General features: G+C 66.6%; 20 protein-coding genes. 10 read left to right on the top strand and 10 right to left on the bottom strand.

What is annotated here, in order from left to right:
- The first annotated feature begins 63 nt into the window (after positions 1-63).
- Positions 64-855, top strand: coding sequence for a hypothetical protein (locus OG225_RS34020; RefSeq protein WP_405178897.1), 792 nt, complete (start codon positions 64-66; stop codon positions 853-855).
- 84 nt (positions 856-939) lie between these two features.
- On the opposite strand, the gene OG225_RS34015 is transcribed toward OG225_RS34020, so the two are convergent.
- The 6 genes from OG225_RS34015 to OG225_RS33990 all read right to left on the bottom strand — a co-directional run bounded on the left by OG225_RS34015 (position 940) and on the right by OG225_RS33990 (position 6,841).
- Positions 940-1,515 (bottom strand): ribonuclease H, encoded by a 576-nt coding sequence (locus OG225_RS34015; RefSeq protein WP_405178896.1) that lies wholly within the window; start codon positions 1,513-1,515, stop codon positions 940-942.
- 10 nt (positions 1,516-1,525) lie between these two features.
- Positions 1,526-1,996, bottom strand: a complete 471-nt coding sequence (locus tag OG225_RS34010; protein ID WP_216916895.1) for an SRPBCC family protein — start codon at positions 1,994-1,996, stop codon at positions 1,526-1,528.
- 232 nt (positions 1,997-2,228) lie between these two features.
- Complete coding sequence (lhgO, locus tag OG225_RS34005) at positions 2,229-3,422, bottom strand: L-2-hydroxyglutarate oxidase (RefSeq protein WP_405178895.1); 1,194 nt, start codon at positions 3,420-3,422, stop codon at positions 2,229-2,231.
- Between the two features lie 96 nt (positions 3,423-3,518).
- Positions 3,519-4,232, bottom strand: a complete 714-nt coding sequence (locus tag OG225_RS34000) for a hypothetical protein (RefSeq protein ID WP_405178894.1) — start codon at positions 4,230-4,232, stop codon at positions 3,519-3,521.
- A 335-nt stretch (positions 4,233-4,567) separates the two neighbouring features.
- Entirely contained in the window at positions 4,568-5,359 is a 792-nt protein-coding gene (locus OG225_RS33995) for a TIGR03084 family metal-binding protein (RefSeq protein ID WP_405178893.1), read from the bottom strand.
- Positions 5,360-5,485: 126 nt separating this feature from the next.
- On the bottom strand, positions 5,486-6,841 hold the full coding sequence (locus tag OG225_RS33990) for a hypothetical protein (RefSeq protein WP_405178892.1): 1,356 nt from the start codon (positions 6,839-6,841) through the stop codon (positions 5,486-5,488).
- Positions 6,842-7,065: 224 nt separating this feature from the next.
- Between OG225_RS33990 and OG225_RS33985 the strand changes: the two genes are divergently transcribed.
- Genes OG225_RS33985 through OG225_RS33975 form a run of 3 tightly spaced genes read left to right on the top strand, consistent with a single transcriptional unit; the run spans position 7,066 to position 9,051 of the window.
- Positions 7,066-7,593 carry a YbaB/EbfC family nucleoid-associated protein gene (locus OG225_RS33985; RefSeq protein ID WP_405178891.1) on the top strand — a complete coding sequence of 176 codons (528 nt, stop codon included), beginning with the start codon at positions 7,066-7,068 and terminating at the stop codon, positions 7,591-7,593.
- On the top strand, positions 7,590-7,907 hold the full coding sequence (locus OG225_RS33980) for a WXG100 family type VII secretion target (RefSeq protein ID WP_405178890.1): 318 nt from the start codon (positions 7,590-7,592) through the stop codon (positions 7,905-7,907). Before OG225_RS33985 ends, OG225_RS33980 begins: the two co-directional genes overlap by 4 nt.
- Positions 7,908-7,914: 7 nt before the next feature.
- Complete coding sequence (locus tag OG225_RS33975) at positions 7,915-9,051, top strand: hypothetical protein (protein WP_405178889.1); 1,137 nt, start codon at positions 7,915-7,917, stop codon at positions 9,049-9,051.
- Between the two features lie 788 nt (positions 9,052-9,839).
- Here OG225_RS33975 and OG225_RS33970 read toward each other — a convergent pair.
- On the bottom strand, positions 9,840-10,409 hold the full coding sequence (locus OG225_RS33970; protein WP_405178888.1) for a hypothetical protein: 570 nt from the start codon (positions 10,407-10,409) through the stop codon (positions 9,840-9,842).
- An 835-nt stretch (positions 10,410-11,244) separates the two neighbouring features.
- Between OG225_RS33970 and OG225_RS33965 the strand changes: the two genes are divergently transcribed.
- Genes OG225_RS33965 through OG225_RS33950 form a run of 4 tightly spaced genes read left to right on the top strand, consistent with a single transcriptional unit; the run spans position 11,245 to position 15,380 of the window.
- On the top strand, positions 11,245-13,626 hold the full coding sequence (locus OG225_RS33965) for a hypothetical protein (RefSeq protein WP_405178887.1): 2,382 nt from the start codon (positions 11,245-11,247) through the stop codon (positions 13,624-13,626).
- Positions 13,616-14,041 (top strand): hypothetical protein, encoded by a 426-nt coding sequence (locus OG225_RS33960; RefSeq protein ID WP_405178886.1) that lies wholly within the window; start codon positions 13,616-13,618, stop codon positions 14,039-14,041. Before OG225_RS33965 ends, OG225_RS33960 begins: the two co-directional genes overlap by 11 nt.
- Positions 14,038-14,526, top strand: coding sequence for a hypothetical protein (locus tag OG225_RS33955; protein WP_405178885.1), 489 nt, complete (start codon positions 14,038-14,040; stop codon positions 14,524-14,526). Before OG225_RS33960 ends, OG225_RS33955 begins: the two co-directional genes overlap by 4 nt.
- Positions 14,523-15,380 (top strand): DUF6882 domain-containing protein, encoded by an 858-nt coding sequence (locus OG225_RS33950; protein WP_405178884.1) that lies wholly within the window; start codon positions 14,523-14,525, stop codon positions 15,378-15,380. The genes OG225_RS33955 and OG225_RS33950 overlap by 4 nt, the downstream gene beginning before the upstream one ends.
- A 235-nt stretch (positions 15,381-15,615) precedes the next feature.
- Here OG225_RS33950 and OG225_RS33945 read toward each other — a convergent pair whose 3' ends face one another.
- Genes OG225_RS33945 through OG225_RS33935 form a run of 3 tightly spaced genes read right to left on the bottom strand, consistent with a single transcriptional unit; the run spans position 15,616 to position 17,708 of the window.
- Complete coding sequence (locus OG225_RS33945) at positions 15,616-16,761, bottom strand: RNA polymerase sigma factor (RefSeq protein WP_405178883.1); 1,146 nt, start codon at positions 16,759-16,761, stop codon at positions 15,616-15,618.
- Positions 16,758-17,165, bottom strand: a complete 408-nt coding sequence (locus OG225_RS33940) for a YciI family protein (RefSeq protein ID WP_216915015.1) — start codon at positions 17,163-17,165, stop codon at positions 16,758-16,760. Before OG225_RS33940 ends, OG225_RS33945 begins: the two co-directional genes overlap by 4 nt.
- A gap of 45 nt (positions 17,166-17,210) precedes the next feature.
- Positions 17,211-17,708: a pyridoxamine 5'-phosphate oxidase family protein gene (locus tag OG225_RS33935; RefSeq protein WP_405178882.1), complete on the bottom strand. Its 498-nt coding sequence runs from the start codon at positions 17,706-17,708 to the stop codon at positions 17,211-17,213.
- A gap of 426 nt (positions 17,709-18,134) precedes the next feature.
- Between OG225_RS33935 and OG225_RS33930 the strand changes: the two genes are divergently transcribed.
- Together OG225_RS33930 and lon are read left to right on the top strand one after the other, a co-directional pair.
- Positions 18,135-19,469, top strand: coding sequence for an NAD-dependent succinate-semialdehyde dehydrogenase (locus OG225_RS33930; protein ID WP_405178881.1), 1,335 nt, complete (start codon positions 18,135-18,137; stop codon positions 19,467-19,469).
- A 103-nt stretch (positions 19,470-19,572) separates the two neighbouring features.
- Positions 19,573-22,038, top strand: coding sequence for an endopeptidase La (gene lon / locus OG225_RS33925; RefSeq protein WP_405178880.1), 2,466 nt, complete (start codon positions 19,573-19,575; stop codon positions 22,036-22,038).
- The last annotated feature ends 144 nt before the right edge of the window (positions 22,039-22,182 follow it).

Raw genomic sequence — 22,182 nt, 5'->3', positions numbered from 1 at the left:
GCCCGTTCGGGCCGATCGGCCGAATCGGCGCGTGCGCGCGCCGGGAAAGTGCAGGATTTATCGATGTCCACCGACGACGCCGACACCGCCGACAACAACACCGACAAGGCGGACAAGGCCGCAGATGCTTCGAGCGCCGAGAATCCGGTGACCGAGGGCAAGGCCGAGACCGCAGCGACGACGGCGAAGCCGGATCTGGCGAAGGCGACGACGGAGACACCGGCGGAGACCACCGCGGCGGCTCCCGCTCCCGCACCGGCCGCCGAATCCGCACCGAAATCGGGCTCGGGCCTCGCGCCGATCATCACCGCGTTCGTCGCGGGCATCCTGCTGGTCGCGGCGATCACCGCGGTTGTGGTGTTCTTCCTTCAGGCCCAGAAGCGCGGGGACGAACTCGCCGCCGTGGACGAGGCCACCCACGCCGCGTGCGCGTTCGGCAACAGTGTCTCGACCTACGACTATTCCAAGGATCTCGACCGCTACTTCACCAACGTCAAGGCGAACGCGACTGGCGACTTCCTGAAGGAATTCGACGACGCGAGCAAGGCGCTCAACGACGCGATGGTGCAGGCGCAGGTGAAGTCCTGGACCGACGACGTGCAGTGCGGCTACCAGTCGGGCGATACCGACTCGGCCAAGGTGCTCGTGACGCTGACCCAGTTCCGCGTCAACTTCAGCCAGACGACGCCGGACCGGCAGTACGTCGTGGTGATCGCGGATCTGCGCAACGAGAACGGTGACTGGAAGGTCAGCAAACTCGATTCGCCGATGCTGCGGGACACCGGTACCGGACTGCCGGGCGGAAGCGCCGCGCCGGGAGCAACCCCGGCTCCGGCACCCGCACCGGGTAACTGACCTGCCGAAAAGCCTCCGGCGGTGGGGTCGAAACCCACCGCCGGAGGACTTCGGGCGGTCTTACCTCGCGGACGCGCCGCCTCCTCAGAACAGCGTCAGACTTTGAGGAGCCGAAGGCGCGACCGCCTTCCCCGAGGCCCGCGGCCCGGTGGTCTTTTCCAGTGGTGCGACGGTTTCCGGCAGGGTGACGGCGGGCATCTCGACGGTGCTCGCCTCACCCACCGCGGCCGACGCCGCCGCCTCACGCGCGGCCTCGCCCGCGAGCGCGTCGGCTTTCTCGTTGAAGTAGTTGCCGACGTGACCGCGCACCCAACGGAAGCGGACCGGACCGGGGCGGCCCGCGATGGCCCGATCGATATCCTTGATGATCTCGACATTCTTGACCGGCGCCCCCGTCGAGGTGCGCCAGCCGTTCATCCGCCAGCCCGAGATCCACTCCGACGCGCATTTGATCGCGTAGAGCGAATCGCTCTCGATGAAGAGCGGTTCCGGGCCGGGGTGGGCGATGATCGCCTCGTGGACCGCGCGTAGTTCCGCGATCTGGTTGGTTCCGGTGGGGGCCCCGCCGCTGCGCGAGGACCCCTGATGATTGACCCAAGCCCAGCCGATGGCGCCGCCCGGGTTTCGGAGGCAGGATCCGTCGGTGCTCACGATGATCATGGATGGCACCTTACGCAATCCGACCGACAAGATCGGTACCGTGGAATTCCTCGATTTCCCTACGCAATTGCGACTCCGTGCGTCGTAGCGCCTTCCTGACGGCGGAGTCGACCAGCCCTGAGCACAGGCGGCCGAGGACTCCACGCGGTGGAGCGTACTCCGCTTCGGAGGTGAGCACCGACCGTCCGTAGCCGAGCGGATCGAAGCGCAGCGTCAGGGTGCCCGACAGGCGCCCGCGCAGCGTGTAGCCGATCACGACATTGCGGCGGTACTCGGTGATCTCGCACGCCGTCCTGGGATGCCAGAGCGCGACCTTGGCCGCGGTGTCGTAGACCGCGCCGAGGCCCTGGTCGACATCGCCGGCCGGTTCGAATTCGGCGACGCCGAACATCCAGTCCGGGACGAACAGGTGGTTGTCGGTGTAGCTGAACGCCACTTCGACGGGTGCGCCGACGTCACTCGCGTACTTGATGTGGCCCATCGGCCCTCCCTGCCTGACTAGCGACGTTCGTCCCTGGTGGCCGCGCGAACGCTCTGCTGACAGCGCGCCGCCGGGATTCACGGCTGTCGACAAAAGTACTACAGCTCTCCTCTTTATTGCAGGGGTCGGGCACGATTCGGTGCGATGGATTTCCAGATTGCGACCGGACGGTTGCTTGGTCGACGGCCTCGCCGAGTACACGCCCGTACCGCGTGTCGACGGGCGTCGCCCGCTATTCGGCCGCTCCCGTGATCCGGTCGACGACGTACTCCGCGATCGGCATCGCCGATGTCGCCGCCGGTGACGGCGCGTTGAGCACGTGCACCGACCGCGGGGTGCGTTCGATCAGGAAATCGTGCACCAGGGTGCCGTCGGGCAGCACCGCCTGCGCGCGGATGCCCGCCTCGCGCGGCAGCAGGTCGGCCATCGTCAATTCCGGGCAGTATTTGCGGCATTCGGCGAGATATCCACGCTTGAACAGGGAGTTGCGCAATTCACGTGCCCCCGTGCGGAAATGGGCGCGGGCCAGTTTCCGCAGTCCGGGAAAACCGAGGGCTTCGCGCGCGTCGCGCAGATCGACACTGCCCTTGCGGTATCCCTCCCGCGACAGTCCGAGCACGGCATTCGGTCCCACCGTCAGCTCGCCGTCGATCGTCGGACTCAAATGCACACCGAGGAACGGCAGATTCGGATCTGGCACCGGATAGATCAGCGTGCGCACCAGGTCGGCCCGTCGCGCTGGCAGGCGGTAGTACTCGCCGCGGAACGGCACGATCCGGAAATCCGTGCGCAGCCCGGCCAGCGCGGCCATCCGGTCGGCCTGTAAACCCGCGCAGACGACCAGCGTTCGCGCCCGCCAGCTCCCGCCGGGGCCGGAGGCGGTCACCGAATCGTCCGATTCGCTCAACGCGGTGATCTGCGCGCCGAGGACGATCTCGCCGCCGTCGGCCGTCACCTCCGCGGCGAGCGCGGTGGTCACCCGGGTGTAATCGATGATGCCGGTACCCGGCACGAACAGCGCGCCGACACCGGATACCCGCGGTTCTCGGCGCGTCAATTCCGCGGTGTCGAGCAATTCCACCTCGACCCCGTTGGTGACCGAGCGTTCGTACAGGGCGAGCATTCCGCGGTGCTCGTCCGCGTCGGTGGCGACGAGCAGTTTCCCGCACACGTCGAAGGGAATTCCCCGCGCGACGGCGTAATCCTTGGTCCACTGCGCGCCGCGCACACACAGGCGCGCTTTCAGACTGCCGGGCTCGTAGTAGATCCCGGAATGGATCACCCCGCTGTTGTGCCCGGTCTGGTGCGCGGCGAGCGAGGTTGCCTTCTCCATCAGCACCAGTGACGCGCCGGGATGGCGTCGCAGCAGCGTCCGTGCCGTCGCCACACCGATGATTCCGCCGCCGATCACGCAGTAGTCGTACACGCGCTCACACTAGTGCGCGGGCCGAATACCGGAGTTCGCCACGGGGGAGGACACGGCCGGGGCTCCGGGAGGTCGGTCCGAGCCGATCGCGCGCGATCAGGTGGTGACAGCCTCCGACGAGCGCGAATCGCCCTGTACCGCCACGGTTCCGGGGGAGTCCTGCCGCACCGCCGCCGGTGCGGGATTGCGGTCGAGCCGAAGATCGTGTTCGCCGAGCGACGGATCGGAGAGTACGAATGTCACTTCGCCACGGCGGGTGTCGATTTCGGTGCGCACCGCTGTGATGCCGGATGGGTCGGCCTCGGTGCCGAAATCGTCGCGAAACTGTTCGGAGCCCAGAAATTCCGACAGCGTCGAGAACAGATTCGTGTCGACGGTGAACGCGACGGAGTTCCGTGTCGGCGCGAAATGCGCCCCGACGTAGGCGCTTCCGACGTCCACACGTCCACTTACGCCCGCCGGGCGCTCGGGTGCGACTGCCATCCGGTCGGTGTTCGGTGGTGTCGACGGAGCCCGCGGCGCGAGCGGTGACGCGACCGGCTCGTCGGCGCGGGACCCGAACAGGAAAACGGGCCGGTCGCGGAGATCGCCGATGCGTGGCGCCTCGGCGGCGGACGGGCTGGGCCTCGTCGCATCCCGCAGTCCTATGGGCGATGCGGCTCGGTCGCTGGTTATCTCGGAGGGCTGTCGGGTATCCGGAATCTGACGAACCACGTACGCGCCCGCGGCGAAGGTGAGAGTGAGGCTGGCCGTGCCCGCCAGCACGACGGCGGTATAGCGGGCGATCTGGCCGGAACGGTGTTCGGTCACGATGCTGTCCTTCCCCGGGCCCCGGGTTGCCTTGCATATGGCGGCCCGCATCGTCGGAAGCCGTACACATGTCCAGGCTACGGGTCGCCGCGACCCGCCGCAGGTGTGCGATCGGGATCACACACCGCACGACCGCCGATGTTTCCGCGTTCGGGCGCCGGGGTAACACTGGGGGTAGCTGGCGGGCGTCACGCTCGACTGCCATGACATACCCGGCCAACGGCGTCCGGCCGTCGACATATACGGCGCACCCAAGTGTGGCGCTCGCCCGCTCCCGTCTCTCGGCCCGTGTCCTTCCGGGCCCTCGCCGTCCTCGGCCGGGGTTGCCCGGGGTGCTACGCGAACTGGCCCGCAGCTCGTCCCGCGCCGGTCGGCCCGGCGAAAGCCTGGGCGATATTCAGCCACTCCGAGGCATCCGGCCCGTCCGCCTCCAGCGCGAGATCGTCACGGTGACGTCGTTGCGTCACCAGCAGACAGAAATCAATGGCAGGTCCGGTGACCCGCTGTCCCGCGTCCGCCGGCCCCCAGGTCCACCCCGTGCCATCCGGCGCGGTCAGCTCCACCCGGAACTCTTCGGCGGGCGGCGTCGCACCGCGCACGGCATAGGCGAAATTCCTGGTACGAACGCCGATATGGGCGATATTGCGCAGTCGCGCGGTGGGCTCGCGCCGAGCGCCGAGCGCGTCGGTCACATCCTGGCCGTGCGCCCAGGTCTCCATGATGCGCGCGGTGATCATCGACGCCGGGCTCATCGGCGGTCCGAACCAGGGCAGTTTGACGCCCGCGGGAACGGCCCGCAGCGCCCCCGCGAGCGTGGCGCGGCCCCGCTGCCAACGGCGCAGCAGTTCGGGGGCGGGCGTGCGCGCGGCTTCGTCGGCGGCTTCGTCGACGAGGGTCAACGCCTTCGGGCCCGCTTCGGCGAGCGTGCGCGTGAAGGTATCCGCGTCGGTCGCGGCGATCGTCGCGATATCGTCGGTCCAGGCCAGATGGCCGATCTGATGGGCGATGGTCCAGCCGTCTGCGGGCGTCGGACGTGCCCATTCCCGCGGGGGGAGCGGGGCGACGAGTCGTTCCAGGTCCGCGCATTCACCGGCGAAATCGTCCAGCAGCGCCTCGAGATCAGCCATGTGGTCTTCCCCCTACCCGATAGTGTGCGCGTCGTTGCCGACCCAGCATCGCACCCCGGCCGGAAAAAATGCAAGCACGCCCGCTTGTTTTCGTGCGCGTCGCGGAAGCCGCCTCGGATCGGCGCTCTACCAGCCGAAGATCACCAGATGGGACGCGCCGACCACCAGGCCGAGTACCGCACCGTGCAGGTAGAGCAGCCAGGCGTCCTGTTCGACCGAGGCATAGAACATCTCCATGAACTCCCCGGGGCTGAGCAGCTGCAATTTGCGTGCGGCGAATTCATCGATCGTCTTGGCCTGCTCCAGCGCGAACTCCTCGTCCTGCACCATGCTCGGGGCCAGACCCACCGCCGCGCCCGCCGCGCCCACCTTCAGATTGTCGAACTGCCGCTTTCCGAACGCGGCGCGCACCATCGAGGTCGTCGGGCCCAGTTGCCGGTGGATCTCGTCGGAGACGAGGCGCTCGATCAGCTGGCGGGTCTTGTCGCCATTGGGGCCGTTCAGCAATTCGTGCGACAGATTGGGCAGCGTGAGCACCTGATAGGCCAGGATATGCGCCAGATCGACCGCCGCCTGCGACTGGCGTTTGGCCAGCAGCGCCTGCTTCCACAGATATTTGTAGCGCGGCTGCGGATCGCCCGGCTCGAAGACCATCTTGACCGCGATCACATTGACCGCGACGCCGATCGCCGCCGCGCTCGCGAGCACGATCACCCAGGCGGGCAGCCAGCCGATGACGGGAATGCTGTGGTGCACATGCAGATACAGCGCCATGATCAGGCCGAACGGCCCGCCCAGCAGGCCGATCCGCACCATGAATTTCAACTCCGGCGCGGCGATCGTGGTGGTGAGATCCTTCAGGATGTTCGGATTCTCGTGCAGATACCTGATGACGAAACTCTTGATATCGACCAACTGATCGATATTGTCGCCGAGGCTGTCGAACGCGCGCCGGGTCAGCTGCGGCAACTGCCGGTTCACCCGCTGATAGATGACCTGCTTGACCTGTTTTGGCACCGAACGCCACAGATCGGGATTCTCCCGGTACATGATCTCGTCGACGATCGAGGTCACCTGTCCGCGAGCCAGTGTCGCGAGGTAGTCGGAGATTCCGTCCAGATCGAGTTCGTGGATGAAATCCTTGGGACTTCCGATGCGCATGAGCGCCTTGTCGACGCAGATGCTCGCCATCTTCTCCGCGCGCGCCGGGATGAAACCTTGGAAACCCAGTCGCCGCCCGTCACCGGAGAACGTCGGCAGCACCTGCACCCGCCGCGGAAAGTACGGGTAGAGCACCGCCAGTCCCGGGATCCGCACCCCGCGGAACCGCACCGGCCAGAACAGCATCAGCACGCCGGTCCAGTTGGTCAGCCAGCCCGCCAGCGCGCTGAAGATCGGGAACGTGATCAGATCCACCACGAATTTGCTCTGCCTGGTCAGGCCCTCCCAATCGATGAACACGCCCGAGGCGAGTGTGGTCATCCTGGAATCCCCCTAGTGCGGCCGACCCGAGTTGCGAGGTCCTCACAGTCTCATTGGCCTGATGGGAGTGTCAACGCGGGTATCCACAGGTCGTCCGGTCCGGTCTCCCAGTGCCTGCGCGCTCATCGAACGCCCCGCCCGCTTCGGTGATAGCCAATCTGAACAAAAGAGACTTATCGCATAAAGAGGATTCGATTCGGTGGTCCGCACGTCCAATCAACTCGATGGCGGATCGTGCGAGGGGACCGGTGATGGTCGAGGAACATCCGGAGATCACGCGGGCCGGGAATGCCGCGCTGCGCAACCAGATCGAGCAGATGCTGAATTCCTACGAACGCGATATCTCCGCGTTGGAAACGGCGCAGGCGAGGGCGACCGAACCGGTGACGGTGTGGTCCGCCGACAATCTGGTGCGGGTGACCGCGAATATCGCGGGCGTCATCGAAGTGCACCTCGAGCCGGACGCTTTCAAACGGTCCAGCCCCGAGAAGCTCGGGGTGGTGATCACCGAAACGGTGCGGGACGCTGGGCGAGCGGCCGCGCGCATACAGGAGGAGGCGCTCGCGCCGTTGACCGACGCGGCGGCCGCCATGCCGGACCTGCCCGATCTGATCCCCGGCGCACCCGCCACGAAAGATCTACTGGCGCGGTTCGTTCCGCCGCCCGTCGACCGGACACCGCCGCCCCCACCGGCACCGGCGGCCGAGGACGACGACGATGACTATTACCGGAATCAGGGGTATCTGCGGTGAGTTCGATCCAAGCCGACCCGGACGCGTTGCGCTCAACCAGGACGTCGTTCGATTCGGTCGCCTCCGCGATCACCGGCGCCGCCGAGAAATTGGCCGCCGTACTCGCCGCCGAAGGCGAATGCTGGGGCGGTGACGAGATCGGCCAGAAATTCGCCGAGAACTACACCCCCGGTGTGGAACCCGGCAAGAAGGCGGTCGGGAATCTCGCCACGTCGATGACGCAGGTCGGCACGAATATGGTGACGATCGCCGACAAATTGACAGAACAGGACACGGCGCGGGCCGCGCAGTTGAAGCAGTCGACCGAAACCTAGATCTGTCATGGGTATCGAGATCCCGGACTCGTTGCAGTGGGTAGCGAAATACATTCTGGGCACGGGTGATTGGCCCGAAGGTGACGAGACCGCCATGCGGCGAGCGGCGGACGCGTGGTCGGCGATGGGGTCGACGCTGGACACCGTCGACGAGGACGCGGGCCGGGCCTTGACCGCGGCACTGTCGGCGCTGTCCGCCGGCGAGACCCACGACGCGATCGCGACCTATAGGGATCTGCTGCTGTCGGGCGACCAGGCGGCGTTCACCTCGATCGCCAAGTGGTGCAACGTACAGGCGGAACTGCTCGACGACGGCGCCAACGACATCGAGCACACGAAACTGGTGATCATCGGCACGATGGTCGTCGCGGCGGTGGAGATCGGCGCCGCCATCGCGACATCGTGGACGGGGGTGGGCGCGGCCGCGGGGGTCGCGGCCCGGGTCGCGGCGCAAGTCGGCGTGCGGATGGCGATCAGGCAGTTGATCTCACGCATGGTCACGCGCGGCTTGATGAAGGCGGCGGCGCGGGCGGCGTTGCGGGGCGCGGCCTTCGAGGCGCTGGAAGAGGGCGGTATCGATCTGGCCGCCCGCCTGATCCAGGTGGGCCAGGGGAATCGGTCCGGCGACAAATTCGGGTGGGCGGATCTGGGGTTGGCGACATTCGGCGGCGCGGTGGGTGGCGCTGTCGGCGGTGGTCTCGGCTCGACGCTTGGCGGTGTGGGGGACGCGGTCACCAACCCGGTGAGCAAGTTCGTGACCAAGTCGGTGTCGGGGGCGGCCACGGAGTTGGGTGCCGATCTGTCCGCGCAGGTGGCTTCCGCCGGGGCGGCGTCGGCGCTGATGGGGAGGACTTCAATCTCGACATCGGGGTGGATACCTTCACCAGCGCCGGTGCGGGTGGCGTGCAGAGTGCGATGGAATCGGGGAGCCACGGGAACAGTGGGTCGCCCGCGCCGACGGTTCCGGATCTGGGTGGGGCGGGGTCGCCGACCGCTCCGGCGTCGGCTGGGGGAGACCCGGCGTCGAGTGACGGTAGTGGTTCGCCGAGTGGGAGTGGTTCGCCGAGTGGGACGGGTTCGCCGAGTGGGACGGGTTCGCCGACCGCGCCTGCGTCTACCGGGGATTCCGCGACGGGTTCACTGACTTCTCCTGCGGCTGCGGGTGATTCCGCGTCCGGCGCGGGGAATGGGACGCCGTCCGGTAGTGAGTCCCGGGTGGGAACGGGACGCCGTCCGGCAATGACACCCCGAGCGAGGCTGGGAACCCGAGTGGGTCCGGGTCTCCTGGCGGTTCGGATTCGCCGAGTGGGTCTGGGAGTCCTGGTGCTTCTGATTCATCGAGTGGGTCCGGGTCTCCTGGTGGTACGGGGTCGCCGAATGAGTCCGGGACTCCCAATGGTTCTGATTCATCGAGTGGGTCCGGGACTCCGGGCAGTTCGGGTTCGCCGAGCGGTTCCGGAACGCCGGGGGAACCGGCGTCACCGACCGCTCCCGCCACGTCGGGCGACGCCCCGTCCTCGGGCAGCACGAGCTCCGGACACCCCGACGGTGGTAGTCCATCGACGGGCGCGACGCCCAGTGCAGGCGACAGCAGTCCCGCTCCGACCGGTCCTTCCGGCGGCGAAAACCCCTCCACGGGCGGTCCCGCGAACGCCGGAACACCGAACACGCCCGGTGACGCGAATTCCAGCGGCAGCCCCGCCACCGGTGCGCCGACAACCGAAACGCCCGCCGCTCCGGTCCCATCGGCCCCTCCCACGGATACCGGTTCACCCAGCACACCCGGCGATTCCAGCCCATCGAACGCACCAACCACCGCTCCCAGCCAGCCCACGACCCAGCCGCTGGAAGCTCCAGCAACGCTTCTCCCAGCGATTCCAGTCCATCGGGATCCGTCCCGACCGCGCCGGGCGGCCCCGGCCCGACGACCAGTCAGCCCGACACCGGCACGCCGAACACAGGCCAACCGGCCACACCGACCGACCCCGCCACCCCGTCCGGCAGCCCCGCGCAACCCGGAACGTCGCCGACTCCGTCGTCCCTGGATCTGCCTTCCACCGAATCCCCGTCCACGAACCAGCCCGCCTCGACAGACCGGTCCGATTCGACCCCCGCCCAACAGAACCCGTCACAGACGTCGACCGGAACACCGACGTCGACCCCGGCTGCCCCGAGCAGCAACCCGACGACCGGCCCCGCCACTCCCGGCATATCGAATGCGGGCACCTCGACGAATGTAGCCACCCCCGGCACGACATCGCCCTCGGTCTCCCCGAACGTTGCCACCGACACCGAGCAACAACCCGCGTCGACCGCCACCACCACCGCGAACGCGGCCACCGCGAACGCGGCCACCGCGACACCGACGGCCACCTCACCGACCCCGGCACCCACCAACGCGGCCCCGGCGACACCGAACACGCCGAACAGTCCGACCACGGGTGTCCCGCCGGTCGGCACTCCCGCCAGCCCAGCGACCTCGCGTTCTCCACAACCATCCACAGCGCAGATGACAAACGCGCCCCACCGACCGCCGCCCGCCCCCTCCTACGTCACACCGGCAACTCGAGCCACCCAGAGTCCACAAGCAGGCAACGCCGGATCGCAATCTCCGACATCGCCCACACGAAGCGACGTCACACCGCTGCGGTCCACACCCACCGCTAACTCACCTACCGACATGGGTCGTCCGAGAACCGCCGCCGATACCGAGTCGCCCCCGAGAAACGGCACTCCAACCAGTAGTGGCACGCCTACCAGCCCTGGCACTTCAACCAGCGCTGGTACACCGGACGCCACGGGTACGCCGACCCGCTTCGACACCCCGCACGGCACTGGCACTCCGACCAGCGCCGGTACGCCGAACAGCACTAGCACCCCAACCGGTACCGGCACGCCGACCGTCACTGGCACGCCGAACCGCGCCGAGTCCGTGCCAGCCACCACGACGAACCCTCCCGGCTCGTCCGCACATCCGACGCAACCGTCCCGGCATTCACCTACCGCCGATCACGCACATCCATCCACAGGCCACCCGCTCACTCCGCAGGATGTGGACAACGCCACCCGCGCTCGCCAGGCCCGCGAATCGCTGCGCCCACTGACCCCCGACGGCAACCACGCCCTCCGAGTGACTCCCCCGCAGGGCGGCTCGTTCCGCAACGCGAACTACCCGAACGCCCTCGGCCAACCCGTCCAGGTCGTACGCATCGACGCCGCCGTCACCGCGTCACCGACAACCCCGCCCGCGGCCGTCACCACCGTCACCGACAACACCCAGCTGGCCACCGACGTCACCTTCAACCAGGGCAATCAATTCCCGCTCGGTGACTGGCTCATGGTCGACGTCGTCCCCACCGCCGACCCGACCACCGCCGACCTCACCATCGACGCCGACACCCGACCGACCCTCAAAGACCTCGGCAATCTGATCCGCAGAGCCCTCGGCCTCTCCCCGGAATCCGACCCCGCCCTCACCCCCGCCGACATCCACCACATCGGCAGCGCCATCGACAACGCCCGATTCACCGGTGCGATCGAACCATCCTGGGCCGAGCAACACACACCGCCCACCACCCTCGACACCGAAATCGACATCCCACCCGCCGATTCCGATATCGATACCAACCGCGTCACCGACACCAACACCGATGCTGACGTCGACGTTGACACCAATCCCGACGTCGATACCGACCTCGACCTCGACCTCGACACCGATCCAGACCTCGACACCGACGTCGATCTCGACGCCATCCACAACCAGCACGCCGAACAAACCCCCGCAGGCGTCTCCCACCACCGCGGCGACCCCACCATGGGCGACCTCCCACACCGAGTCCCCGCCGACCCCACCCGCTTCACCGCCGACACCCACATCACCCCCGACGGCTACGCCCGCATCGGCGACCACACCCTCACTCCCGAGCAATACGGCGACCTACTACGCCGCTCCGGCTGGGACGGCGTCACCCCCGTCCGCCTCATCGGCTGCGACGCAGCCACCAACGGCTTCGCCCAACGCCTCGCCCAAAACCTCGGCGTCGACGTCCTGGCCCCCACCCGAGCCGCCTGGACCGACAGCAACGGCAACATCTTCAGCGCCGCCGCCGTCACCAACCCCGACGGCACCCGCACCCCCCGCGTCCCACCCGACGGCCAATGGCAAACCCACCACCCCAACGGCACAAGTACGTCCGCCGGACCCGGCTACCAGCCGTCCGGCACCACCACGCCTAAATCCATCGACTCCGCCAGTGCTGTCGACCGCGCACGGATTGTCCCTCCGCGCAGGGATTCTGCGGGCCGGGATCTATTTCCCCAGCAGGGCGCAGAGTGGAATCCGCCAAGCAATGAGGACGGCAGCCCACTCCCCGCTGTCCCGATGGCGGTACCGCCGGGCACGAGGGTGGCGGATCTGAATGGAACGCCGCAGATGCAGCCGAACTCCCGCATGGTCGTCGCGGATACGAACAGCACGCCGATCGGCACCTTCTACACAGATGCGAACGGCAACATCACACATGCGGATCTGGTCTCTCAGAACACCGGACACACTCGGCAAATCGGTTCTGTCGGCTCGAATCCCAATATCAGTCGGCCGGAGCCCGGGGTGACCTATCGGGTCACCGATCCGGTGGGTGGGGGCGTGCAAACCTACCGAGCAGCGGGCGTACCGGAGTCGGAAACTCCACGAACTGAGCCGGATTCGAGCCCGGATCGAGAAGATGCCCCTGACAACGCGCCGTGGACAGAGTCTGCACCTGCTGACCGTTTCGACGCATTCCGTGCTGGGCCGATTCCGCCTGCTGTGGACTGGGACCCGCCCGGGAATGAAGATGGTCAGTATCGAAACGCGGAACCAATCACCGAGTATGACACAGATGCTCAGGGACCGTTCTCGCTCACTCAGCCCCGCGAGCCCTGCACTCGATACGACGTCTACGACACCGACGGAAACTGGCATGGCACCTTCTACACCGATGCGAACGGCCGCTTCAGCCATATTCACACCTGGTCGGGGAATCAGGAGCACGGTTTCAACCCGGAACTAGGGACTGGTGCCACATGGGACGCGACTATGGAGGTTCCGAGCCCGGACACTACGTTTGCGGTAGGTCCGCGACATCTCGAGCACCACGGGTTCGATCCACGACAACCACGTCAACTCTTCCGTACCGACGAACACGGTGACACCGTCGCTGCGACGGGAATTCCCACATATGCACCATCAGGGACTCGCGCGGAGGACTACTTCGGTCCACGCAGAGGCCTGGGTGGACCGACAGATCTGCAAACCGATGTCGGCAATATCGCCGGAGGAGGAAGAGACAGGCACGGAACGTACCTTCCTGGCGAGTATGACGCGAGTCTCCATCCGGGCCAGCCGCCGGAACTGTATCGCTTTGCCGGCGGACATTTGATTCCATACGAAGCTGGCGGACCTGGGGAGAGGATCAACCATGTACCCCAGTGGGCGTATGAGAACAGTGGATGGAAACGTGACGGACGTCCGACCGTGAACTCCTGGCGACGAATGGAAAGCAACCAGGCGGCACTCGGAAGATCGCCGGACGCCGATGTGGTCAGGGTTGATGTGTTCGCTGAGCGAGTCACAGCGGACGTGGTAACCCCCGACAGGCTGCACGCTCGATACCTGGTCCGACCGACGGGTAATACTGACGGAGAACTTGAAGTGAGGAGTTTCGATAATGTCCCGTGAGTCGGCGGACGCCCGCCAAGATGAACTCTTTCGGCTCATCTGGGACGCCATGGTGGAGGCGGCACCACCGGACTGGCTCAGGCTCGACCTGATGTACATGTCGGTCGGCGATGCAACGGAGTTGACGCTCTGGGGTGCCTGGCACGAACCTGAACTCAGATCGCTCGATGTTCCCGAGCCAGTGGAGCTGGCGTTGCAAGAATTGCGTAGCACTATGTATAAGCCTGGTGAGGGTACTTGGTTCGCTGCTCGCTTCTATCTCACTGCGCCCAGACAAGAGTTCGTGATCTTCGATTTCGATAATGACCCGGCCTTTGAAAATCCGATCGATCCCTCTGAATGGCGGCGCGATATAGCTCTATACCCTCGCGATCCGCAGTTCGTACAAAAATGGCTACGGGAGTTGCTGACATGACCGGCCCCGATAAGGCGATCGATCGAATTATCACTCCTGTCTCCGGATTCGTTTCGGAATCCGATGTCCTCGATCGGATAGTGGCACGTCTGCTGGTCGTCGGACCATTCTGCTGGGAGCATCTGATACTCCACTATCAGCGAGTCGGTGAGAATGATTTCGGAGGCTGCTCCGGCTTTGCCTACCTCGTCAATGCCGACGTTCCATACCCTTGGGTACCGAGCACTGATGTCTCGGAACTTTTCGAATATCTCAGACAGATGATGGCCCGTCCCGAACGAGGCACCTGGCTCGAAGTCAAGTTCACGATGTCTTTTGCAGACGAATACTCGATCGAATACAACCGTGGCGCACAAGAATTACAGCTGGCTCCCGACGCGAATGATATTCGCAGGGAACTCGAACTATTTCCTAGAACGCAGAAGCACATACCCGGATGGATGCAGGCGATCCTCGAAGGTGGCGATCCCGGACCCGGTAAATGATGGACGGCGACCTGCTGACAATCGGTGGCGTGCGCGATACTGCTGGCCGTCGGGAGACGCTCGGGTGGGAATCGCGCAGACCGCTGGAAGTACGCTTATCGAGGCTAGGAGGCCGCCGTTGGGGTGCGGCCGGGGAGGGAAATGAAATGTCCGATGTGACGTTGGCGAACCTGTTGGACGATGCGGCGTTTCTGTCGTTGGAGCATCAGTTGCATCTGGTGGATGTGACGGGGGATCGGGGCTGGCATGTCGATCTGAAAGGGCAGGGGCGGTTCACGTTCACCGGGGATGAGCCGATTGTGGCTGATCGGGTGCATCTGCTGGGGTCGGCGGCGCCGGGGCCTCGGTCGTGGTTGTGGGCGTGGGCGAATCCGGCCGGGTATCCGGAGGCGGTGACGGGGTTGGCGGCGTCGCTGCGGGATTTCGGGGCGCAGCACGGGATTCCGGAGTTGACGGAGCCGGAGGTGCCGTTCGCCGCGCTACCGGGTGGGGTGGATGATCCGGCGTCGGTGGTGGCCATTTTCATGGACGTGGCGAAGGCGGTGTCGGGGTTGTGGACCTCGTACAACGGGCCGGTCGGCGGGGGGACGCGCGCGGCGTTCGTCATCGAGCATCCGTCGTTCCAGTTGCCGGCGCCGGTGGGGCCGCGGATCGCGACTGTCCTGCAACAGGGGGCGATGATGCCGACCCTGTCCGATCATCGTCGGGCGATCCACAGTTACGCGTCCAAGCGCGGGCTCGGGCTGCAATGGAATACGGAGTGGTCGCAGGTTGTGATCACCGCACCGGGAATCAGGGCTACGGTCGACTTCGACGGTTATGCGCGGATCGAGAAGATCGATATCGAGATGTGACGGCTCAGATTCCGCGGGTTCCTGGCAGTCGTGCTCGGAACCCGTTGATCCACATGACGATTCCCGGCGATACCGGTGGGTGCCGGATATTTCGTACCGTGACGGCCGAAGTGGTGCGGCTCGTCTACCCGACCATCCGCAATATGTGCTTCACGTCGCTGACCGTGCAGAGCAGGCATCGTGAAGTGGCCGTGAAGACACCCAACTCTTTGGTGAGGCTGCTGGACAACCGAACTCAGGACCGAAGCGACTGCCGCACCCGGGCGGCCTCGCGGGTGAGATGGTCACGCTCGGGCACCGTGGTCGCAGCCCGCGACGCTTCGGCGTACAGGTCGGCGGCCTGCTCGAGATCGCCCGCGCGTTCGAGGAGGTAGGCGCGGGCGGCGGTGTGGCGGGGCAGGTCCGGGTCTAGTTCGGACAGTGCGGCGATTCCGGCCAGGGGTCCGTCGGCCTCGCCGACCGCCACCGCGCGGTTCAGTCGGACGACCGGGCCGTCGGTGAAGACCAGCAGTTCGTCGTACCACTCCACGATCTGTACCCAGTCGGTTTCGGCGGTGCTCGGGGCATCGGCGTGCAGGGCGGCTATCGCGGCCTGGGTCTGGTATTCGCCCAGCCGGTCGCGGGCCAACGCGGTTTGCAGAATCATCACACCTTCGGCGATGAGGGCGGTGTCCCAACGGGATCGGTCCTGTTTAGCGAGCGGCACCAGACGACCGCCGGGGCCGGTGCGTGACGCGCGGCGGGCATGATGCAGCAGCATCAACGCGAGCAGGCCGGAGACCTCGGGGTCGTCGGTGGTGGCGGCGAGTTGGCGGGTGAGGCGGATGGCCTCGGCCGCGAGGTCGATATCCCCGCCGTAGCCCTCGTTGAAGACGAGGTAGAGCACGCGCAGCACCGTCGCGAGGTCGCCGGGCCGGTCGAGCGGCAGGCCCGTGATCCGTCGCTTGGCCCGGCTGATCCGTTGCGCCATGGTCGCTTCCGGAACGAGATAGGCCGTGGCTATCTGCCGGGTCGTCAGGCCGCCGACGGCGCGCAAGGTCAACGCGACGGCCGACCCGGGGGACAGCGAGGGATGCGCGCACAGGAAGTACAGCCACAGCGTGTCGTCGCCGGCGGGCACCGGACCGGCGGGCGGCTCGACCTCGATGGCGAGTTCCCTTCCGCGCCGCGATGTCTCGGCGCGGACGGAATCGACGAATTTGTGCCACGCGGCGGCGACGAGCCATCCCTTGGCGTCGCGCGGTGGATCGTCCGGCCACGTTTCCAGCGCCCGGATCAGCGCTTCCTGCACCGCGTCCTCGGCCGCGGCGAAATCGGCTCCGCGACGGACGAGGATGCCGATCACCGCGGGCACGAGTTCGCGCAGCAGCGATTCGTTCACTCGGTGACCGTGGGCAATTCGGTGTAGAACGGTCGCAACTCCAGCCATTCCTGGACCGGTTTCCCGCCCGCGCCGGGAGCCGCGGACAGGTCACCCGCCAGTTCGAGCGCCCGTTCGTAGGTCTCGACGTCGATGACCATCCAACCCGCGATCAGGTCCTTGGTCTCCGCGAACGGGCCGTCGGTGACCGGAGGACGTCCTTCGCCATCGGAACGGACGAACGTGCCCTGCGTGGACAGCGCCTGACTGTCGACGTACTCACCGGTCGCTTGCAGACGCGCGACGAAATCCTCCATGTATTGCACGTGGGTCGTCACCTCCTCCGGCGTCCAGCGATCCATCGGCACGTCGTTGACCGAAGGCGGCGCGCCCCGGTAGTGCTTGAGCAGCAGGTATTTGGCCATGGTGTACTCCTCGGTTCGTTGTGGCCGATTCCGGCCGGATTCGGTTCAGGCGTGCTGACGTTCGGCCCGCTGCCGGATCAGTTCCTCGACCGGGCTGGGCAGGGTGGTGTCGAAGTCGATGAGTTTGGCCCAGGTCGGGGTGATGACGATCCGGACCATGCCGTCGTAGAGCGAGTGGACCTCGGCCTCCCATTCGACGCGCTGCTCGGGGGTCATGACGTAGCTGCCGTTCATCTGGAGATATTCGGCCGGGATGCCGTCGACCACGTCCAGTTCGGCGCGGCCGCGGATGAGCAGCATCTGGGGTGGGTGTACCTCGGTATCGATCGTCAACGCGACCTGGGGATTGTGGCGCAGGGCGTGCAGCTTCGGGGCGTTCTTCGAGGTGCAGACCACGATGTGCGAGCCGTTCCAGGTGAAGCCGATCGGGATAGTGCGGGGAGTGCCGTCCTTGGCGACGTAGGCCATGCGCAGCAGGTCGCGGGCCAGGAGTTCCCGGCTGATCGGGAGGTTCAGGACGGTGGTGATCTCGTTCGGTTGCATGGTCGCTCCTTGATTCGGTGTCGTCGAGCCCGTTCGTACCCCTGGGACGGAGCCGGTCGAGCGTTCTCGACATCCCCGGCGCACGAATTCCCGAATATTTTTTCGGGATCGATCAACGTGCCTGTCCGAGGGTCTCCCGTGCCCGGTCGGACCCGCCGCACCGCACCGTCGCCGCAAGACCGGTCACCACCTGACGCGAGACCTCCCGCTGGAATCACTTCGACCACGCCGGGCGCGCCGACTACTGAATGTGCGCGTACTGGCATCTAATCAGTGGCACCGATTCCCGTCTGCCGCGCAGTACGGCCCAGGTATGCGTGCGTACCCGGTCACTCCGACCGCGTCGTCGACCCATGGCAGACACCTACGACAGTGTGCCTCGACAAGTCAAGCAGTCGCCGATCGCCGTTGAAAGGAATACGACCCATGAGCCTGTACGCGGTTACCGATCCATCGACCGGTGAAGTGGTCGAGGAATATCCGACGGCGACGGCCGCGCAGATCGAGGACGCCATCACCGCCGCCGCGGCGGCTCACCGTGAATGGGGCCGTGCCACGACGGTTGCCGAGCGGGCGGCATCGATCCGTCGCGTCGCCCGGCTGCACACCGAGCGCAAGGACGAACTGGCACGCATCATCAATCGGGAGATGGGCAAACGGCTCGACCGTTCCGCCGCCGAAGTCGAGTTCAGCGCGGCGATCTACAACTACTACGCCGACAATGCCGAGAAGTTCCTCGCCGACGAGCCGATCACCCTGCTCGACGGCGACGGATCGGCGCTGATCCGGCGTTCCCCGGTCGGTGTCCTGCTCGGGATCATGCCCTGGAACTACCCGTACTACCAGGTCGCTCGCTTCGCCGGGCCGAACCTGACCCTCGGCAACACCATCCTGCTCAAACACGCGCCGCAGTGCCCCGAGTCGGCCGCCGCGTTGCAACAGATCTTTCTCGACGCGGGCTTCCCGCACGGCGCCTACGTCAATATCTACGCCACCAACGAACAGGTCGCCGAGATCATCGCCGACCCGCGCGTGCAGGGAGTTTCGCTCACCGGTTCCGAGCGGGCGGGCGCGGCCGTCGCCGAGATCGCGGGCCGAAACCTCAAGAAGGTCGTCCTCGAACTCGGTGGCTCCGACCCGTTCATCGTCCTGAGTTCCGACAACCTCGAAGCGACCGTCGACGCGGCGGTCGGCGGCCGGTTCGAGAACACCGGCCAAGCCTGCAACGCCGCCAAACGTTTCATCGTCGCCGACGACATCTACGACGAGTTCCTGGACAAATTCACCACGCGGGTGCTGCGCAAGTCGGCCGATCTGGGACCGTTGTCGTCCACCGCGGCCGCCGAGCGTCTGGAGAACCAGATCGGGCGAGCCGTGGCCGCGGGCGCCGATCTCGTCACCGAGGGCCGCCGCGACGGCGCCTACTACCCGCCGGGGGTGCTCACCAACCTGCCCGCCGACTACCGCGAGGAATTGTTCGGCCCGGTCGCCGCGGTCTACCGGGTGGCGGGGGAGGACGAGGCCGTCGAGCTGGCCAACGACACGCCGTTCGGCCTCGGCTCCTACGTGTACACCACCGACGAGGACCAGGCCCGCCGCGTCGCGGACAGGATCGAGGCGGGAATGGTGTTCGTCAACGCGGTCGGCGCCGAGGGGGTCGAATTGCCGTTCGGCGGCGTCAAGCGATCCGGCTTCGGCCGTGAACTCGGCCGCTACGGCATCGATGAGTTCGTCAACAAGAAACTGATCCGCATCGGCTGAGCGCCGGGATCCCTTCGCTGTGAGCGAACCCCCGGCAGGTGGAACAAACCGGCCGGAGGTGGGGTTGAGTAGGCGTCGCTCAACTTTCAGAAGGGCCGAACACGTGACTACACCTCAGAATTTGCCGGTGCTGTTCCTGACCGATCCGATCGTGCTGCCGGGCATGGTCGTGCCCATCGAACTGGACGAATCCGCGCAGGCCGCCATCGACGCCGCGCAGGCCGCCAAGACCTCGGCGGTCTTGCTCGCGCCCCGGCTGACGGAGGGCTACGCCACCTACGGCGTCGTCGCCACCATCGAACAGGTCGGACGGATGCGCGGCGGCGCGCCCGCGGCCGTATTGAAGGCCGAACGGCGCGCGAAGATCGGACACGGGGTCACCGGACCGGGTGCGGCGCTGTGGGTCGAGGCCGAGCCGGTCGAGATTCCGCCCGCCGACGGGCGCACCACCGAACTCGCCGTCGAATACAAGAAACTCGTCGTCTCGGTCCTTCAGCGGCGCGAGGCCTGGCAGATCATCGACGCGGTCAATCAGCTGACCGATCCGTCGGCCGTCGCCGACACCGCGGGCTACGCGCCGTACCTGACCGCTGATCAGAAGCGTGAACTGCTGGAAACCCCCGATGTGATCCAGCGTCTGACCACCTTGATCGAGTGGACGAAGGCCCATATCGCCGAGGCCGAGGTCACCGAGAAGATCAGCGACGACGTGCGCGAGGGGCTGGAGAAAAGCCAGCGTGAATTCCTGCTGCGCCAGCAACTCAACGCCATCCGCAAGGAACTCGGTGAGGACGAGCCGGACGGCGCCGACGACTACCGCACCCGCGTCGAACAGGCCGATCTGCCCGGTGAGATCCGGGAGGCGGCGCTGCGCGAGGTCGGCAGGCTGGAACGCGCCAGCGATCAGAGCCCGGAATCGGGCTGGATCCGCACCTGGCTGGACACCGTCCTGGAATTGCCTTGGGCGGTGAAGACCACAGACAACACCGATGTCGCGGCCGCGCGCGCGGTACTCGACGCCGATCACCACGGCCTGGAAGAGGTCAAGGACCGCATGGTCGAGTACCTGGCGGTGCGTGCGCGGCGTGCCCAGCGAGGGCTGGAGGTCGTCGGCGGACGCGGTTCCGGCGCGGTGCTCGTCCTCGTCGGCCCGCCCGGCGTCGGTAAGACCTCGCTCGGTGAATCCGTGGCGCGGTCGCTCGGCCGCGAGTTCGTGCGTGTCGCTCTCGGCGGTGTGCGCGACGAGGCGGAGATCCGCGGACACCGGCGCACCTACGTCGGCGCGCTGCCGGGCCGGATCGTGCGCGCCATCAAGGAGGCGGGTTCGATGAATCCCGTCGTCCTGCTGGACGAGATCGACAAGGTCGGCTCCGATTTCCGCGGCGATCCCGCGGCGGCGCTGCTCGAGGTGCTCGACCCGGCGCAGAACCACACGTTCCGCGACCACTACCTCGACCTGGATCTCGACCTGTCCGATGTGCTGTTCATCGCGACCGCCAATGTCATGGACACCATTCCCGGCCCGCTGCTGGACCGGATGGAATTGATCACCGTCGACGGCTACACCGAGGATGACAAGGTGGCCATCGCCCGTGACTTCCTGGTGCCACGGCAGTTGGAACGCAACGCGCTGACCGTCGACGAGGTGTCGATCACCGAGGAGGCGCTGCGCGAGATCGCCGCGAACTACACCAGGGAAGCCGGTGTGCGGCAGATGGAACGGCTGATCGCGAAGGCATTGCGCAAGGCGGCGACACGGCTGTCCGGAGTCGAGGACACGGTGGCCGCAGGAACCGGCGACGGAGACGAACTCGGCTACGATTCCGGACTCGGGTACGAAACCGAACAAATGTCCGGAAATGAACCCGGCACCGGTACGGTGGTATCCGCGGCGATCGCAGACACCCTGACGATCGGCCTCGGAGATCTGAAGGAGTACCTGGGACGGCCGCGCTTCACCCCGGATTCGGCGGAACGCACGGCGGTGCCCGGTGTGGCGACCGGCCTCGCCGTCACCGGCGCGGGTGGCGATGTCCTCTACATCGAGGCCAATGCCACCGAGGGTGAGCGCGCGCTGACCCTCACCGGTCAACTGGGTGACGTCATGAAGGAATCCGCGCAGATCGCGCTGACCTACGTGCGCTCGCACCTGGAGGAGATCGGCATCGAACCGTCGATGCTCGACCGCAACATCCACATCCACTTCCCTGCGGGCGCGGTGCCCAAGGATGGACCGTCCGCCGGTGTCACCATGGTGACCGCCCTGGTGTCGCTGGCATTGGGCAGGCAGGTGCGCGGTGATGTCGGTATGACCGGTGAGGTCACACTCAACGGTCGGGTGCTGCCCATCGGCGGGGTCAAACAGAAACTGCTCGCCGCCCAGCGAGCGGGACTGAAGACCGTCTTCATCCCGGCCCGCAACGAACCGGATCTGGACGAGGTCCCGGCCGAAGTCCTTGCCGCCCTGGATGTTCGCCCCGTCGCCGACGTGGCCGACATCCTGGCCTACGCGATCGAACCGGTGGTCGAAGCGACCATCGGTCGTCCGGCGTACGCGGCTTCCGCGTAATCCATCGAAAAGTGCCGGTGATGAGAGTCCTCGTCACCCGGCACTTTTCGGTGTGGGAGCCCGGGTTGTGACACATGAGCGCGAGTTCGTGAGTATCGCAAACCTGTCTCGTCGAGCGCGACCGGCCAAGCCCGTGGTGTCACA

The sequence above is a fragment of the Nocardia sp. NBC_01377 genome, assembly GCF_045040005.1.
In the GTDB taxonomy this organism is placed as follows: domain Bacteria; phylum Actinomycetota; class Actinomycetes; order Mycobacteriales; family Mycobacteriaceae; genus Nocardia; species Nocardia noduli.
The sequence above is the reverse complement of the archived record's forward strand: the minus strand, read 5'-3'. Positions and strand labels throughout refer to the sequence as shown.